This window comes from Paenibacillus praedii (assembly GCF_049725345.1).
GTDB lineage: Bacteria > Bacillota > Bacilli > Paenibacillales > Paenibacillaceae > Pristimantibacillus.
On record NZ_JBMWAM010000005.1, the window covers coordinates 148,189 to 165,285 of the forward strand.

Below are 17,097 nucleotides of genomic sequence, written 5' to 3' on the forward strand. Positions count from 1 at the left end.
ACACCCTTTCATCTATGAAAATAATTTATTGAATTGGATAAGCGATTGTGGACATAAGCGTGTTCTCCGCTTGTGTCGAATCGAGCCTGCTGTATTGCACAATGATCGGAATATCACTTAGCACCTCGATGGCGTAAGGAACGCCGACCGATTCATGGCTCGTTAGCGACCCCGTACTGTCCGGCGGAATATATCCGTCCGGTATAACCCAATGCTTTTCCCCTCGAGCTTGAAACATAACTATTCGCTCCTCTACTCTATCGAGTGAATGCCGCGGGCACGCCGCCGTCGATCGTCAGCATGCAGCCGGTTGTTTTGTCCGCTTTGGATGAAGCAAAGAAAGCAATGCCTTCCGCAATATCACGCGGATAGATGTTCACGAGCAGCGTTGTACGCTTGCGATAATATTCTTCCAGCTGATCCGGCTCAATGCCGTATGCCGCAGCGCGCTCATTGCGCCAGCTTCCGTTCCAAATTGCTGAGCCCTGCAGTATCGCATCCGGCAAAATCGTGTTTACGCGGATACCGAACTCGCCGCCCTCTGCCGCGATACAGCGGGCAAGATGGGCTTCCAATGCTTTTGCCGCGCTGTAGGCAGAAGCGTTTTTACCGGCATAAACAGAGTTTTTCGAGCCGATAAAGACCATGTTGCCGCCAATACTCTGCTGCTTCATTAATTTGAAGGCTTCTCGCGCGACCAGGAAGTAGCCTGTTCCAAGCACGTTCATGTTCAGGTTCCATTCCTTCAATGAAGTCTCATCGAAAGGGCTTGAGGTCGCTAGTCCCGCATTGTTCACGATAATGTCAACGCCGCCATAAGTAAGAGCGATGTCAGCGTATGCCGCAGCAACCTGCTCCTCGCTCGTTACGTCCATTTTAACAGCTGTCGCACGGTTCTCCCCGTATTTCTCGTTAATTTCTGCAGCTACCTTCTGAGCGCCTTCCAGGTTAAGATCAGCCAGCACAACATGAGCACCCTCCGATACAAGTCGGCGTGCCGTTTCGCTTCCAATACCGCCTGCGCCGCCTGTAATAAAAGCAACCTTGCGGGAGAACTCCGCTTCTGCTGGAGCGAGCGACAATTTGTACAGCTCAAGCGGCCAATATTCCACGTTATAGGATTCATTCTCGCTCAGCGACACAAAATCGCCAAGCGCCGTCGCGCCGCGCATGACGGCGATCGCACGGTGATAGAGCGCTCCGCTAACCTGCGACATTGCCCAGCTTTTTCCTGTATTGATCATACCGATACCCGGGATGAGGATCACGCGCGGAGCAGCTTCGAACATAACGTCGCCTTCGTTTTTATTGCGTTCAAAGTAAGCCTTATATTGTTCTTTGTACACAGCGATTCCCGCTAATAATTTCTCTTTAAGACCATCGATATCCTCTGCATTAGGAGTCCAATCAATAAATAGCGGAACAACCTTCGTATGCACGAGATGGTCTGGGCACGCCGCGCCAACCTGGGATAGTTCAGGCGAATTGTGACCGCTGACAAAAGCAAGCACGTCCGCTTCGTCATCGAAGGATAAAATCATTTTTTTCGTATCGCTTACCGCGCCGCGAATCGTTGGCATCACCTGCGCAGCTATGCTTCTGCGCACATCTTCTACGAGCACCTCATACTTCGCGCCGCCGAACAGCTTGGCTTCGTCGATCCGCGCCTCGATGAATGCTTCCGCTTCAGAGATGATTTTGATTGTTTGCGCATAACATGCCTCAGACGTTTCGCCCCAAGTAACAAGGCCATGCTTCTCCATGAGCACGAGCTCCGCGTTCGGGTTGGCAAGCACGCCTTCCGCAATCATTTTCGACAGATTGAAGCCAGGGCGTACATAAGGCACCCACACAAATCGATCACCGAAAATTTCCTTCGCAAGCGCTCTGCCATTATCCGCGCAGCAAAGGCTGATAATAGCATCCGGATGGGTATGATCCACATGCTTAAATGGAAGGAAGGCATGCAGCAAAGTCTCGATGGAAGCACGCGGGTGCTTGGCATCGATCATGCAGTTCGCCAAGTAAGCAACCATTTCCTCATCAGGCATCTCTTCAAGCTCGTACAATGGCCGAATATCATCCATACGAAGGCCTGTGAAATTACCCGGTTTCATTGTTGCCAGATCAGAGCCGCTGCCCTTCACATACATCACTTCAATATCCCGGCCGCGGAAATCCTTCACAATCGTTTTGGTCGACGTATTGCCGCCGCCGTAATTGCAGACGCGGCGATCCGCTCCTATTATGTTCGAGCGGTATACAAGCTCTGCCAAGCCGACCTCAAGCCTTGATGCTTCTTCCTTATTCCACAAGCTTTGTACCATGAATATACCTCCGAATAATATTTTGTTTTCATTTGAATCGATCGTATCACATTTGTTTATTTTTGAATATATATATTTCAAACAAAAACGGAAATAAAATTTCCGACATAAACAAAAACAAGCGAATCTTATAGGAGGTTTATTTATGAATTTCCATACTATTCGGGTCATTGATGATGAAACAGGTGAGGACGAAGGCGTAAAACGTTTCTATTTGAATGATCCGTTCGGTCATCGACTTGCATTTCTTGAGCAGCTTTAAAAAATAAAAAAAGCTTTATAAACAGAAAAAATGACGCACAAATTGTTGGCAATTTGTACGCCATTTTCTTGGTCAATTCATAAACATGACTTATGCACTTCGTAGAAAGAAATCGTGATCATCATGATCAGGCATCCGCTCACAAACATTTACATTGTGCTTCATACGCCCTATTCGTCTCTAAAACACCCTACTCACACCGAAGCGTTACTTCAATGTCCTGATTGTAATTCCCGAAGCCCTTCCCAAACAGCGTTACGCCGCCGCAGTTTTTGGCTGTGGCACTGGACGAGATGCGGAATAAAATCTCCCTGTCGTAAGCCAGCATGAGCTGATCGATCGTAACATCGGACACCTGTACCCCATCAATAAAGGAGCCCTGGCGGTTAACGCGAATCGTTTTAATCAAGCCGTGCTGAATGTTTTTGTTCCACCATGCTGGTGTATAGGCACCGCGGGTGCTGCCGAAATCGCCGGGATAGGTCCATGTGCCGATATTCACCTCATTTAACAAGAATGCAATGTCGGACGGCAAATGATTAACGGTACAAGGTGTCTCCGAGCAGATTTCCATCGATATTTCAAGCGACTCCGGTCTTTCATTATTGACCATATAATTCGGAATCCGATACTCAACAAATCCTGAGCCAAACCATAGCACCCTGGCCTGAACATGCTCAGGGTCCGCGAAATATCTAGGGTCGTCGCACATGCCGATCATTTGCGTTTCCGAGGCAAGTCCGCAGGTGGGCTTAATCTGAGAGGACGAATAATGCCCAATCGGCAGAGATACGAAATACCGTTTTGTTGCATCGACAGCGGGTACGCCTTTAAACAAGAGCATGGCATGCGTAAGCTGCAGATAACATATCTTCTGCATGCCGCGCTTTCCCGCTACACTTTCGCACCGCACGATCCCCGCTTCCTCCAGCATACGGATATGCCTCGTTACAATAGGAGACTTAATGTCTAGCGCCTCAGACAGGCTCTTTATATTAAGAGGCTGCACATTCAATAATTCGATTATTTTAACCCGGGTATGGGATGAGAAGCATTCAAGAAACTTCATATTTCGACTGCTTACTTCTATTTCCATGATTGCTTCCCCTTTATCCATCCATCTATTTACTCATTCATTATATAACTAAAAAGTTAACGTTTCAATCGATAAATGACCATCAACTTGACATTCCATCCCAATTTCACTAAAATAAACGCGTGTACATAACAAAAAAATAATATTTAGATACTTTTAAAGTTATCTAAATAATTACAGGAGGTAACAGATGAACAGCTTTCAATTTGTAAACCCGACTCATATCGTATTCGGAGAGGGCAGCGCTGATCAGGTTGGCCAATTAACCTCTAAGTATGGCAAAACAGTTCTCCTTGTATACGGCTCCGGCAGCGTAAAGAAGACTGGCTTATATGATCAAACGATCAAACATCTAAATGATGCAGGCATCACAGTTCACGAGCTTCCTAATATTGAACCAAACCCGCGGCTGTCAACTGTAAAAAAAGGTATTGCGATTTGTCGCGAAAATCAAGTGGACTTCATTCTCGCCGTCGGCGGCGGAAGCGTAATTGACGCGTCTAAAGCGATTGCTGCGGGCGTCCTATACGATGGCGATGTTTGGGATTTCTACACGAATAAAGCGGTTGTGGAAAAGGCGCTCCCGCTCGGCACAATTCTGACCCTAGCCGCGACCGGCTCGGAGATGAATGGCAGCACAGTTGTCACGAACTGGGAAGAAAATCTGAAGCGTGCCTTCGGCAGCCTTCATACCTACCCTAAGTTTTCAATTCTTGATCCAACGCTTACTTACACGGTCCCTCGCAATCATACGGTTTACGGCTCCGTCGACATCATGTCGCATGTGTTCGAGCAATATTTCAGCTTAACGGAAAATACGCCGCTGCAGGAGCGCTTCTGCGAATCCATTCTGCAAACGGTAATTGAAAATGTAGAAATCGCGCTAGCGAATCCTGAGGATGCAGCCGCACGCGCTAACCTGATGTGGTGCGGAACGATTGCGCTTAACGGGGGCCTCATTAGCGTCGGCATGGCCAACGACTGGGCTTCGCATGGCATTGAGCATGAAGTGAGCGCTATTTATGACATTCCACATGGCGCCGGTCTCGCGGTTATTTTCCCGAACTGGATGAAATATGTGTATGAGCAGCGCGTCGATCGTTTCGTTCAATACGCCGTTCGCGTATGGGGCATTGATCCGGAAGGTAAATCAGATAAGGAAATCGCGCTCGAAGGCATTCAGGCTACAAGAGACTTCTTCACGCGTATTGGCGCAGAATCCCGTCTCGCAGACTTTGGTATCGGCAGCGAGAAGCTTGACCGGATGGCAGAGGAAGCCGTTCGTTACGGCGCAATCGGATCGTTCAAGCGTTTGGAGAAGCAGGATGTCTATGCGATTCTAGAAATGTCACTATAATTGGGAGGAATGATAAAAATGAGTAAACCACTTACAGAATCCACAGTACTTAGCAATGGCGTGAAGATGCCTTGGTTCGGTCTTGGTGTATGGAAGGTTAAGGATGACGGCGAGGCGGAGAGAACGGTTGCCGCCGCTCTCGAAGCGGGCTACAGAAGCATTGATACAGCAGCTGCCTACAACAATGAAGAAGGCGTCGGCGCAGCCATTCGCAATAGCGGCATTCCACGCGATGAAATTTTCCTTACGACAAAAATCTGGAATGCGAACCAAGGCTATGAAACCACGCTGGCCGCATTCGAAGAAAGCAGGCGGAAGCTCGGCGTTGAGGTCGTTGATCTGCTGCTTATCCACTGGCCTGTAAAAGGCAAATATGTCGACACTTGGCGCGCGATGGAAAAGCTTTATCGCGACGGCTCCGTCCGTGCAATCGGCGTAAGCAACTTCCAAATTCATCACCTGAAGGATGTAATGGAAGCCGGCGAGATTGTTCCGATGGTCAACCAAGTGGAATACCATCCTCTTCTCACCCAAGAAGAGCTGCTTGCTTTCACGAAAAGCAACAATATCCAGCTCGAAGCTTGGAGCCCGCTCATGCAGGGCAACCTTGACCACAGCATTCTAGCCGAGATTGGTGCTAAATACGGCAAGTCTCCAGCTCAGGTCGTGCTTCGTTGGGATCTTCAGAACGGGGTCGTTACGATTCCGAAATCGACGAACCCGGTTCGCCTGAAGGAAAACGCGGATATTTTCGATTTTGCGTTAACGACAGAAGAAGTCGCGCAAATTAGCGCGCTTAATCAAAATCACCGTTTTGGTGCGGATCCGGACAACTTTGACTTTTAATAACATGATAAAATGAAATCAGGGCAGTCTCCGCAGCAACTACGCTGCTTGGGACTGCCCTTCTTTATTTTTTAAGCATCAAATCTCATTATAAGCGCGAAGCAGCGTGTAACGATTCGGTCTTACATGATGCGCCTCCCGCAGGCTGCGCATGAGCAGCTCATTATTGACGCCCAGCTCCTCGGTCGAGGAAGGCCCGCCAACCTGGCGGAGCCAGCCCCGAATATCCTGCTCCGTGGGAAGCGCCGCAATGGCTGCGCGTACCTTCTCTGGATTAGCCGTAAAGGCAAGACCTCCTTCCTCTCCAGCGAGACGATGATAAAGCTTGGAAATTTCCGCACAAGCTACGCCAACCTTGGCGCCGTGCAGCAGCTGTCTACGCCCGAGACGAATATATTCCATCTCCCAGAAGTGCGATAAATGATGCTCGGAGCCGGATGCGGAATGCGATTGGCCGAAAAGCAGCATCGCAAGACCCGACTCTATCAGCGCTTCAATTAGAATACGAATGCCATCCGGATTTCGGCTGGCAATTTGATCGATGTGCTCTACGCATTTGTTCAAAGCCAAACGGGTAATTTCTGCGACTTCATCGGAATAAGGCTCGCCGATCTCAGCCGCGCCAAAGCTCCAATCCAGCAAGGAGGTAAATTTACCGAGCATATCGCCGAAGCCAGCCGCTACCATTTTGGCAGGCGCCGCCGATAGGATAGCTAAATCTGCAAAAATAGCATCCGGGCCGATAGCAGCGATCGTCTTCTTCTCACCGCGGATAATGATAGGCGCACCTTTGGAATTAAAGCCGTCCACGGACGGCGCGGTTGGTACCGATACAAAAGGAATTTTTGCTGTATAAGCCGCATATCTGGAAATGTCATGGATCGTTCCCGAGCCAGCAGCAATAACGACCTCTGCTTCCCGCTGCTGGATGTCCAGCAGCAATTGAACAATCGATGCTTCGTCGGCTATGACATCGCCTTGACGATCAGGCATGATGATTGTTACATGCGTGGCAATCCCAAGCGCCGCAATGGCTTCCTCAAGCATTTTCCCTGCAACTTCATACGTAATGGCATCGGCTGCTACAATGACTCTCTTATAGCCCTGCTCCTTCAAATAGGGGGCAGCCTGATCTATCGCTCCTGATTCTATGAATAGAGGGTTAATTTCAATTGATCTAAGCGTCTGTTCATCAAAACCTGTAGCAAGCTTCTTCACTCTATCAACTAGTGCTGACATTCACCACGCCTCATTTCGTTTACGTCTATACTTCATTTTGCTATTTCCAGGCGCAGCCTGTCAACTTTTGTAAGGGAAGAAAACTGAAAGTATAGAGGAAGCGCGGCTAATCGCATTCATTCGCATAATGCTCGAAAAGGTCTTTTAAAGTCATTATCTGACGCTAAGTAAGTACTGCTTAACAGCAGCGTAAGGGTGAACAAATGACAGACATGGGAGAGTGAAACCGACCATGAAAAATTTCTCCGTTTCCCCCTCCCCAGTGTTACTAGTCTATCATCTATTTAAATTATTTTATTACCCTATTGCTGGACCGGTCATAAGGCCTTAGTTGCCTCTTACACTAAAGCTCCCGCATTTTGCACGACCTGCAGCGCTTTTTCATGATCCTCTTCCTCTACCACAACAGTCAAACATATGTCGCGTCCCGTCATTTGATTATCTGGCCCTCCAGAGCTCATTCCGCTTGCGCTGACGCTTGTTGCCGCTAATATGCCTGCGCTCGGCTCTGAAAAGTCTCCTCCCAGCGTAAGATAGCCCAGACCAGGAAAATCGCTGGTCAACGGATTCATGATATGATCGCTACCATCTCCGGGATACCCGTCAATCCGGTCAATTGAACTGTCAACGATACGCAGCGACTTTAATTGCTCCAAAGCCTTTTCCGCTTGCTCGGGACTTTTAAAAAAAGCCAGGATGTTTTTTTCACTCATCTTAAACTGCCTCCTTCATTCATATAGACGCCTAAACGCTATAAATCCATTCTGATCCATTATTTGTTAGCGGCTGCGGATTTATTCGCCGAGCTATTCTTAAGCCCAAAGGCCTCATAAAAAAACCGCATCAAAAAAGATTAAAACGGTCATTCTATAGGAGGTACGATGAAAAACGAATTATGAATGAGGTGGGATTGAGAATGGAAAATGTAAAAGCGATACAAGGGACAAACGAAGGAGCAGAAGCCTCTAGCAGCCAGCCAAAGATTGTAGCCCAGCTGCCGCAGGACAAAAAACTTAAGAGCCCGGAGGAAGCGGCGAAAAATGATGGATATCCCGGATCTTGTCAGATCGATTAAATGAGGTTGCCAGATACTTCCGGCGGATCTCTTTTTTATTTTCTCTCATAAAGCATTCATTCAAATCACATGATAATTTCAACGTCTAACATTAAAGGATAGGCACGCTTCATTTTTCCTGTTTGATAAAATGAAGCGTGCTTATCGTTATACCCGTCTATGCCTTAAACTTCGTAACCGTGCCGTTTAGCTCCATCGTCAATAATCGCAGCTTCTCAGTTGAAGCAGATATATCCTCCATATATCCGCTGCTAAGCTGAGCTACTATCCATAAAGTCAGCAATCATCACTTTACGTCCCGTCTTCGCACTATCTAGCGCGGCCAACACCATCGCCATGCTGTAGATGTTGTCGCTGCAATCTGTTTCGGGCTTACGGCCTTCCTCCAGTGAGGTGAACATTTCCTCAAGACAGCCATGGTGGCCAGTCTTGTCCATCGCCGGCAGCTCGCCATATACGCGTTCATAATCTCGCATAAACTTTCCGGTTTGATCACCTGCTGCCACGAACTCTGCATAAATTTCATCATGCCCATCCCAAATGGCTGTGCCCTTCTCACCGGTCACACGCCAGACTGCTTCCCAAGAAGTAGTCGCGCCTTCCGCGCACCACGAGCCGCGATAGTTGAACACCGAGCCGTCGGACATTTCGTAAATACAAATTGCCATCGCATTGCCCTCGTACCATGAGCCGGGAGGATTAAACTCATGGCAATAAACCGATACCGGATCCGCTCCGATAATAAACCGGGCTTGGTCGAACGTATGAATCGCCATATCCAGCAGCAGCGGGCTCTCCATCGCGTCGCGGAAGCCGCCGAAATGTGCGCCAAGAAAGAAATCCGCGCCGATAAAGCCTGGTTTTCCGATTGTGCCTTCCGTAATCAGCTTGCGATAAGCGCGTATGCGCGGATCGAACCTGCGGTTTTGCATCACCGCGTGTATGTTGCCTGTACTGCGGGCCAGACGCACGATATCCTTGCAATCGTCCATCGATTCCGCAAGCGGCTTCTCCCCAAAAACATGGCAGCCCAGCTCTAATGCCGTTTTGCCGATTGTATAATGGCTGGCTGGAATCGTCACGTCGAATACCATATTCGCATCGGTAGCCGCGATCGCTTCCTTCAGATCCGTAAAGGTTGGACATGCAAGCTCCTTCCGCTCCGCCATGGCCTCAGCAAATTCTTTTTTAATGTCAACAAGCGCAACGATTAATGTATCTTCTCTGCCCTTGGCATAGTCCACCCACGTATTTGCCATACCGCCGCAGCCTGCAACGACGACCCGATGCTTAATTGTCATTTTGCTCAAACCTCCCTAAACTGGATTCGGAACGAAATCGCCGCCGCGGCAGCGTTTTAAGTAATGTAATGCATGCACCTGACCTGTCATTTCGAGCTCGTCCTTGTAAACCGGATCATGCCAGCCCTCGATATCGATCGTGCCCCGATAGCCATTTTGTCTCAAAATCGTAATAATGTCCGCCCAATTGCTGTCGCCAAAGCCTGGCGTCCGATGCCATACATACGGCTTCGGTCCGTGTACGCCGTACTCTCTTACGACATCCCAAGCGATCGTCGCATCCTTACCGTGGACATGGAATACCTTGTCTACCCACTTGCGAAGCTGTGGAATAGGATCGATTAGGCTGACCATTTGATGGCAAGGCTCCCACTCCAATCCGATATTTTCCTCCGGTACCGCATTGAACATCAGCTCCCAGGCTGTAGGATTATGCGCAATGTTCCAGTCTCCCGTCGTCCACGTGCCGCCCATATCGCAGTTTTCAAAGGCAATGCGAACGCCGCGATCCGCCGCTCTGCGCGTCAGCTCGCCGAATACTTCCTTAAACTTAGGGATAGACTCGTCAATGGGCTGGCCCGTCAGTCGCCCCGTGAAACCGGATACAATATTGGCCCCAAAGAGGTGTGCATGGTCGATCAGCCGCTCCCAGCTTGCAAGCGTATCTGCATTGTCCCCTGCTCCCGTCAATGGATTGCCAAACACGCTGACTGCCGGAATAATGAAATCATGCTCCTCAGCGAGTGCCTTGACCCGCTTCGCCATTTCTACCAAGTCTGTCTTTCCAGTCGTCTGCCAAAAGGTGAGGTTAAACGATTCGAAGCCGTGCCGTACAATTTGCGGAATGACCTGATCCGCATTTCCTCCGCCTACTAATGTTCCGATACGCAACTGGTTATTCATCCTTGTATATCACTCCAATATTGGCTTATAGTTGTTGTAACAACTCCATTATAGCTAGGAGTTATGCAGATTACTCTACACAATCTTGAGCAAAACTAGTCTAATCTTGTGGTGGTGGTGAATAACGCAGATGACCTATCCAAGAGAGCTATGGGAAAATACGCGTCTTGAGCATAAAACGAACCCCATTCAGCTATTTCAGAACCGCTGCTACAGCATGAAGCCGAATGATTGCATGCTGTATTTGCATTGGCATGAGCATTTTGAAATTATCGTCGTACGGGAAGGAAGCGCGCTGCTGCATATCGACAGCCGCCCCTATATCGTAACGGCTGGTGATGTCGTGATCATCCCGGGGGGAAGCCTTCATGTCGGCTATGCGCTGCGATATGAGGATATTCATTATGATTGTATTGTCTTTAACGCATCATTGTTTAATGATTGGGTGCATGATCCCGTTCATTCGCAGTTTGTCGCTCCTTATTTGGAGGGACGCTTGCGATTTCCCGTCAAGCCGGTCGATCAGGATAAAGCTTGTCTCAGCTTCACCTCCTTGCTGGATGAAGTCATTGCGGAGCTTGCCGAGAAGCCGCCTGCCTATCAGCTAATCGTTAAGTCAAAGCTGCATTCGTTCTTTACTTTGCTGTCCCGCACCTTCAGGCCGCGGCAGCTTGCCGACAAGCAAGCGGAGTCGTATTTCGCGAACCGGGACCGTTTTAAGCTGCTTATCAGCCGAATTGAATCTGACTTCAAGGAGAAAATCACAATTGAGCAGGCCGCGAAGCAGGTCAGTCTCAATCCTTATCATTTCTGCAAGCTATTCAAAAAGCTCACCGGACGCACTTTTGTCGAATACGCCAATGTATGCCGCATGAATGAAGCGGAGCGGCTTCTTCGCGAGAGCAGTGACACTGTCACCGAAATCGCGGCCAAGGTCGGCTGCGACAACCCGAACTATTTTACGAAGCTGTATAAGCAGTATAAAGGGACGACGCCTTCTCAGGTAAGGAAAAGAAATTTATGAGCCTTGCTGCGCAGGGCGCAGGGCTCACACAAATAAGCTGAGGCTGCATTTAAGGTAAAATAACCTTTCAAGGCAGTCTCAGCTTTTTATCCATGTTCCTTTAGATGCGATCGTAGCTCCTTTCCCTATTTCGTCCTCTGCTTCAGCAAGCATACGGGCACAAAGCCCAAGACTTTTCGCATGCAGTATCGAACGAAGTGAGAGGTGAGGATTCATTTTCCTGAGGACATGCTCATTGTGTCATTTGGCGATCTGGAACCGAATTCAGAGGTCGAGTCGCGCATGCGTACATGTCTGGCGTTTCTCCGCCGGAAATCTGTAGGCGCTTGGCCGCTCCATTTGTGAAACTGCTTGCTAAAAAACAGTGGGTCATTGTAGCCGACAGAGGCTGCAATCTGTGCAATCGTCAGCTCGCTGTCGAGCAGCACCTCCGCCTTTTTCATCCTCACCTTGAATAAATACTGCATAGGAGACAAGCCCGTTGCATCCTTGAACAATTTGTTTAAGTGCGCACGATGATAGCCTAGCGTTCGAGCAATCCCTTCAATGGACAGCTGCTGTCCATATTGCAAAGAAAGCAAACGAATCGCTTGATCAATCTGACGATAGGAGCGGGACGGAAATATTTTTTGCTCCGCCGTCTCCCTCCTCTGCAGCTTCCCCAGCTCATGCATAATTAGTCGCAGCCAGGCCGATGCCTCCATATTTCCGAGCGCCGGATCATCGGCTTCCTCCATACCTTTGCGCAAGCGCCGAAACATTTTTCGCAGCTTCGGCAGAGAGCCATCGCGAATGACCGCCCTGTCCGGCGTTATGCCGATCGAGCTCAGCGACGTCTCCACAATGTCGCCTGAGAATCCAATCCACATATATTCCCACGGATTGCTCATGCTCGCTTCATATTTAACTAGAATATCCGGAAAAATGACGAACATATCCCCTGCTCTGCACGAGTATGTCTCTCCGAGCGTTTCAAATTCGCCCTCCCCGCCCAGCACCACATGGATCAAATAATTATCATGTACGGCCGGTCCGATAAAATGACCTGCCATTGGCCGCCCCTCACCGACAAACAAAACCGACATTTCTCCCTTTAAGGGAGCTGCATTAAAGCTCAATGAATGACTATGATGCATTTCCAATTGAGTACCTCCAACAAGCTAGCTCTCATCATCATACTAAATGCTGCAACATTTCTCCATACAATACTTCGTTCCTTCCATATTCATTTATGTCGGACATCCTTATACTGAAGGAGTCAGCAATCATCCAATAGGAGGCTAACCAATTATGTCGAAAATTACATTTATCGGAGCAGGAAGCACTGTATTTGCGAAAAACATTCTCGGCGACGTCATGCAGACGCCTGCGCTGCAGGGCTTTGAAATCGCTTTATTTGATATTGACGCAGAGCGTTTGAATGACTCCGAGCAAATGCTGCTCAACCTGAAGCAAACGAGCGGCAGCACCTGCCGGATCAAAGCGTATTCCGATCGCAAGGAAGCGCTGCGCGACGCCAAATACGTCGTCAACGCCATCCAGGTCGGCGGCTATGATCCATGCACCATTACCGATTTTGAAATTCCAAAAAAATACGGCTTACGCCAGACGATTGCTGATACGATCGGCATAGGAGGCATCTTCCGCAACCTGCGCACGATTCCGGTCATGCTTGATTTTGCTAAGGATATCAACGAGGTTTGTCCAGATGCTCTGTTCCTGAACTATACCAATCCGATGGCCGTTCTGACTAATGTGATGAACACTTACGGCGGTGTACAGACCGTCGGTCTTTGCCACAGCGTTCAAGTTTGCGTACCGCATCTGTTCGAGCACCTTAACATCGACCCGACAGGCGTCAAATATAAAATCGCAGGCATTAACCATATGGCTTGGCTCCTTGAAGCGAGCAAGGATGGCGTCGACCTCTACCCTGAGATTAAGCGCCGCGCCGCTGAGAAACAAAAGGAAAAGCACCATGACATGGTTCGTTACGAGCTCATGCTGAAATTCGGCTATTATATTACAGAGTCGTCCGAGCATAACGCCGAGTACCACCCTTACTTTATTAAGCGCAGCTATCCAGAGCTTATCGAACGCTTCAATATTCCGCTTGATGAATACCCGCGCCGCTGCGTCAACCAAATCGAAGGCTGGAAATCGATGCGCGATTCCTTGGTCAACGATCGAAATCTTGAGCATTCCCGAACCCATGAGTATGCCTCGTACATTTTGGAAGCAATCGAGACAAATACGCCATTCAAAATCGGAGGAAACGTCATGAATACCGGATTAATAACGAACCTGCCGAAGGAAGCCTGTGTCGAGGTCCCTTGTCTTGTCGACGCGAACGGCGTTACGCCAACCTTTGTCGGCGACCTTCCGCCGCAGCTGGCTGCACTCAACCGCACCAACATCAACACGCAATTGTTAACGATTGAAGCGGCTATCACAGGTAAACGCGAGCATATTTACCACGCTGCGCTTCTCGATCCGCATACGTCCGCTGAGCTGTCGATGGATGATATTGTATCGCTTTGCGATGAATTGATTGAAGCGCATGGCCATTGGCTTCCAACCTATAAATAAACAACGCCAATCAGCAAGAAGGGCAGCTCCGCAAAGATCTCTATAGATCTAAGGGTGCTGCCCTTTTCACGTTAATTGAATCCAAACATAAAAATGCTCATGCATGCTTCTCCCAGCGACTGTCCCCAGGCAGAGGACATGCGCGGTCCCTGTATTTAGCGGCAATTCGCACGAAGCAGCCACACATGGCGCAGGTCGTGCCGGATTGGAGCTTTGGACAACCGCCGCACTGCTTCAGCCGGTGCACATACACTTCATCGGGTACGCAAAGCTCCGAACCGGCTTGGAACATTGGCGCAGACAAAATCCGGTCAATCTGCTCATCTGTCACACGGTAATCGTCGCTGCAGCCCTTGCAATTGCCATTGCTGCTCATGTTGAAACACCTATTCCGCCGAAATAAGCTCAAGCACCGTAACGGACATCGGCGATAGCTTCGCGCTAATCGTAGTCCCTTCAACGGAGAAGGCATGATAGTCGGTTGGCTTTACCGTGTCTGGCTGCTCGAACGTATTGTGGGCATCTTTGACCGAAGCTGTCAGCTCTGTGCCTGTTACCTTCAGGCTGGATCCAGCAAGTCCGCGAAGATCAATCTGAACATCTGCCCCGGCATGATTGTCTAGGTTGCAGAGGCTGACGTGTATACGGCCTTCCGCATCCTTCGAAGCGCTAATGGATACCTGAGGGATTTTCTGATCGTTATGCGCATATTGCTCGCTCTCCAACTTTGTCGAAAGCAGTGTCGCGTCCTGATGCACCTTGTACATATCAAAAACATGGTACGTCGGCGTCAATATCATCTTCTCGCCTTCTGTTAGAATGACGGATTGCAGAACGTTGATGACCTGCGCAATGTTCGCCATTTGCACCCGGTCGCAATGATCATGAAAAATATTAAGCGTGACGCCGGCAACCAGCGCATCGCGAATCGTGTTTTGCTGGTAGAGGAAGCCCGGATTCGTTCCCGGCTCCACGTCGAACCAAGTGCCCCACTCGTCTACAATAAGACCAACGCGCTTGTTTGGATCATATTTGTCCATGATGGTGGAATGACGCTTAATGAGTTCATCCATCCAGAGTGCTTTCTTAAGCGTGGAGTACCATTCATCTTCAGAAAAGCCCGTAGCCGCACCTTTGCTCGTCCAGAACTCGCCTGGAACTGTATAATAGTGAAGCGAGATCGCATCCATCATCCCATGCGCTTCTCGCATAACGGTCTCCATCCAGCGGTAATCGTCCACGTTTGGTCCGCAGGCGATTTTATGAATTTTATTCTCACCGTAGTTACGCACGTAAGTTTGGTATCTTCTATACTCATCTGCATAATATTCTGGACGCATGTTGCCGCCGCAGCCCCAGTTCTCGTTGCCTACGCCGAAATATTTCAGCTTCCAAGGCTTCTCTCTGCCGTTTTCCTTACGCCACTCCGCCATCGGCGACACGCCGTCGAACGTCATGTACTCCACCCACTCCGACATTTCCTGAACGGTGCCGCTGCCTACGTTGCCGGATATGTAAGGCTCGCATTCGAGCATTTCGCACAGCATTAAAAACTCATGCGTTCCGAAATGATTGCTCTCGACAACGCCTCCCCAGTGGGTGTTGATCATCCGTTTGCGTCCCTCGCGCGGTCCGACGCCGTCTTTCCAATGGTATTCATCGGCAAAGCAGCCGCCTGGCCAGCGAAGCACCGGAATTTTAATATTTTTGAGCGCAGCCACGACATCGTTGCGAATCCCGTTCGTATTCGGTATCGGTGAATCCTCGCCTACCCAGATCCCTTCATAAATGCACCGGCCCAAATGCTCGGAGAAATGCCCATAAATATTGCGGTTAATTGTGCCTTCCGCCAAATCGGCGTTAATCGTTACGCGGTTTGCCATAATGTAATCGCCCTCGCTTTTGTATGATTTTATAAATTGGCTAAAAAAAATAAACAGGATTAATATTTATATTTATTCTTGAATATAAATATTAATCCTAAATAAATCATAATCGCAGCGTTTGTATTTTGCAACCCCTTTCAAAAACATTATCGTCAAAAAAATACAATACCGCGTTATCGTATTTTCATCGCAATTCTCGGCTGATTTCATCCGTATTTATGACAACCAATTTCACTATGAGACGCAGCGCTATCTTCTGAAGTGGACGCATAATAAAGAAAACAGCCGAACAGAATTACAAAATCTGATCGGCTGCTTTGGATGATTATTTTCTCGCTGCAAATACTCGTCTTACTTCTCTAGAGGCAGCCAGCGCAGGAAATGCTGAATATGCGTGTCCCAATAGCCCCACTCATGGGTGCCGGGGCCTTCCTCATAGGTGAGCGGGTAATCGGCATCCGCACAAGCGTCGCGAAATGCGAGATTATCCTCGTAAAGGAAATCGTCCGTCCCGCAGCACTGGTAGAGCGCTGGCATCGGAGCATCAGTCGCGGCCAATTGCTTGACGACATGCAGCAAATCATCGTCTGTTCCTTCAATATCCTTCTCGCCATAGATTAGTCGGAAATACGGCACCATATGCGGATAGGCGGGGTCCTTGATGTGTTTAGCCATATCAACCGCGCCGGACAGGCTGCCCGCAGCCGAAATTCGGTCCGGATGACGGAGCGCCCATTTGAACGCGCCATAGCCGCCCATAGACAGGCCTGCAACGAAATTGTCCTCCCGTGCGTCGGATAACGGAAAGAACGAGCGTGCTATAGACGGCAGTTCCTCGGTCAGGAACGTCCAATATTTATTGCCATATTCCATATCCGTATAAAAGCTCTGATGCACATTCGGCATGACAACAGCCAATCCAAGCTCTGCAACATACCTTTCGATGGATGTTCTTCTCAACCATATCGTATCATCGTCAGACAAGCCATGCAGTAAATAAAGCGTTTTATGCAACGATTGACTGCTGCGGTTGTTCAATCCAATTTGCGTGGAAGTCTGCTGCGGTAAAATAACGGTCATAGACGTGCTTAAGCCTAACACCTCTGAAAAAAAGTTACAGGTAATAAGAGCCATACATACTTCCTCCCTACTAATCATATAAACAATTGTCCTTTGTAATGTAGCATCAAAA

16 protein-coding genes are annotated in these 17,097 nt (G+C 48.9%); 5 read left to right on the forward strand and 11 right to left on the reverse strand.

From position 1 onward, the window contains the following. Nucleotides 1-25: 25 nt before the first annotated feature. The 3 genes from ACO9K6_RS07055 to ACO9K6_RS07065 all read right to left on the reverse strand — a co-directional run bounded on the left by ACO9K6_RS07055 (nt 26) and on the right by ACO9K6_RS07065 (nt 3,685). Nucleotides 26-238, reverse strand: a complete 213-nt coding sequence (locus tag ACO9K6_RS07055) for a sensory rhodopsin transducer (protein WP_424766833.1) — start codon at nt 236-238, stop codon at nt 26-28. 19 nt (nt 239-257) lie between these two features. Then, entirely contained in the window at nt 258-2,327 is a 2,070-nt protein-coding gene (locus tag ACO9K6_RS07060) for a bifunctional aldolase/short-chain dehydrogenase (protein WP_424766834.1), read from the reverse strand. 452 nt (nt 2,328-2,779) lie between these two features. Beyond that, nucleotides 2,780-3,685: an ArsR/SmtB family transcription factor gene (locus tag ACO9K6_RS07065; RefSeq protein ID WP_424766835.1), complete on the reverse strand. Its 906-nt coding sequence runs from the start codon at nt 3,683-3,685 to the stop codon at nt 2,780-2,782. Nucleotides 3,686-3,875: 190 nt separating this feature from the next. Between ACO9K6_RS07065 and ACO9K6_RS07070 the strand changes: the two genes are divergently transcribed. Continuing rightward, a complete protein-coding gene (locus ACO9K6_RS07070) occupies nt 3,876-5,042 on the forward strand; it encodes an iron-containing alcohol dehydrogenase (RefSeq protein ID WP_424766836.1) in 1,167 nt (388 codons plus the stop codon). 18 nt (nt 5,043-5,060) lie between these two features. Next, nucleotides 5,061-5,888 (forward strand): aldo/keto reductase, encoded by an 828-nt coding sequence (locus ACO9K6_RS07075; protein WP_424766837.1) that lies wholly within the window; start codon nt 5,061-5,063, stop codon nt 5,886-5,888. 78 nt (nt 5,889-5,966) lie between these two features. Here the strand turns inward: ACO9K6_RS07075 and ACO9K6_RS07080 are convergent, their stop codons facing one another. Continuing rightward, nucleotides 5,967-7,127, reverse strand: a complete 1,161-nt coding sequence (locus ACO9K6_RS07080; protein ID WP_424766838.1) for a sn-glycerol-1-phosphate dehydrogenase — start codon at nt 7,125-7,127, stop codon at nt 5,967-5,969. Nucleotides 7,128-7,465: 338 nt separating this feature from the next. Further along, nucleotides 7,466-7,840, reverse strand: coding sequence for a hypothetical protein (locus tag ACO9K6_RS07085; RefSeq protein WP_424766839.1), 375 nt, complete (start codon nt 7,838-7,840; stop codon nt 7,466-7,468). A gap of 203 nt (nt 7,841-8,043) precedes the next feature. On the opposite strand from ACO9K6_RS07085, the gene ACO9K6_RS07090 reads away from it, so the two are divergent. Then, nucleotides 8,044-8,202: a hypothetical protein gene (locus ACO9K6_RS07090; RefSeq protein ID WP_424766840.1), complete on the forward strand. Its 159-nt coding sequence runs from the start codon at nt 8,044-8,046 to the stop codon at nt 8,200-8,202. Between the two features lie 251 nt (nt 8,203-8,453). Here the strand turns inward: ACO9K6_RS07090 and ACO9K6_RS07095 are convergent, their stop codons facing one another. Together ACO9K6_RS07095 and ACO9K6_RS07100 are read right to left on the reverse strand one after the other, a co-directional pair. Further along, nucleotides 8,454-9,503, reverse strand: a complete 1,050-nt coding sequence (locus ACO9K6_RS07095; RefSeq protein ID WP_424766841.1) for a Gfo/Idh/MocA family protein — start codon at nt 9,501-9,503, stop codon at nt 8,454-8,456. Nucleotides 9,504-9,518: 15 nt separating this feature from the next. Then, nucleotides 9,519-10,406 (reverse strand): sugar phosphate isomerase/epimerase family protein, encoded by an 888-nt coding sequence (locus ACO9K6_RS07100; RefSeq protein WP_424766842.1) that lies wholly within the window; start codon nt 10,404-10,406, stop codon nt 9,519-9,521. 130 nt (nt 10,407-10,536) lie between these two features. Between ACO9K6_RS07100 and ACO9K6_RS07105 the strand changes: the two genes are divergently transcribed. Further along, entirely contained in the window at nt 10,537-11,430 is an 894-nt protein-coding gene (locus ACO9K6_RS07105) for a helix-turn-helix transcriptional regulator (protein ID WP_424766843.1), read from the forward strand. A 212-nt stretch (nt 11,431-11,642) separates the two neighbouring features. Here ACO9K6_RS07105 and ACO9K6_RS07110 read toward each other — a convergent pair whose 3' ends face one another. Further along, entirely contained in the window at nt 11,643-12,566 is a 924-nt protein-coding gene (locus ACO9K6_RS07110; RefSeq protein ID WP_424766916.1) for an AraC family transcriptional regulator, read from the reverse strand. A gap of 154 nt (nt 12,567-12,720) precedes the next feature. Between ACO9K6_RS07110 and melA the strand changes: the two genes are divergently transcribed. Then, a complete protein-coding gene (gene melA / locus ACO9K6_RS07115; RefSeq protein ID WP_424766844.1) occupies nt 12,721-14,019 on the forward strand; it encodes an alpha-glucosidase/alpha-galactosidase in 1,299 nt (432 codons plus the stop codon). 97 nt (nt 14,020-14,116) lie between these two features. Here the strand turns inward: melA and ACO9K6_RS07120 are convergent, their stop codons facing one another. From ACO9K6_RS07120 to ACO9K6_RS07130, 3 genes are all read right to left on the reverse strand, one after another. Then, nucleotides 14,117-14,395 (reverse strand): hypothetical protein, encoded by a 279-nt coding sequence (locus tag ACO9K6_RS07120; protein WP_424766845.1) that lies wholly within the window; start codon nt 14,393-14,395, stop codon nt 14,117-14,119. Between the two features lie 10 nt (nt 14,396-14,405). Continuing rightward, complete coding sequence (locus ACO9K6_RS07125) at nt 14,406-15,902, reverse strand: alpha-N-arabinofuranosidase (RefSeq protein WP_424766846.1); 1,497 nt, start codon at nt 15,900-15,902, stop codon at nt 14,406-14,408. Between the two features lie 354 nt (nt 15,903-16,256). Beyond that, nucleotides 16,257-17,039, reverse strand: a complete 783-nt coding sequence (locus tag ACO9K6_RS07130; protein WP_424766847.1) for an alpha/beta hydrolase — start codon at nt 17,037-17,039, stop codon at nt 16,257-16,259. Nucleotides 17,040-17,097: the final 58 nt, after the last annotated feature.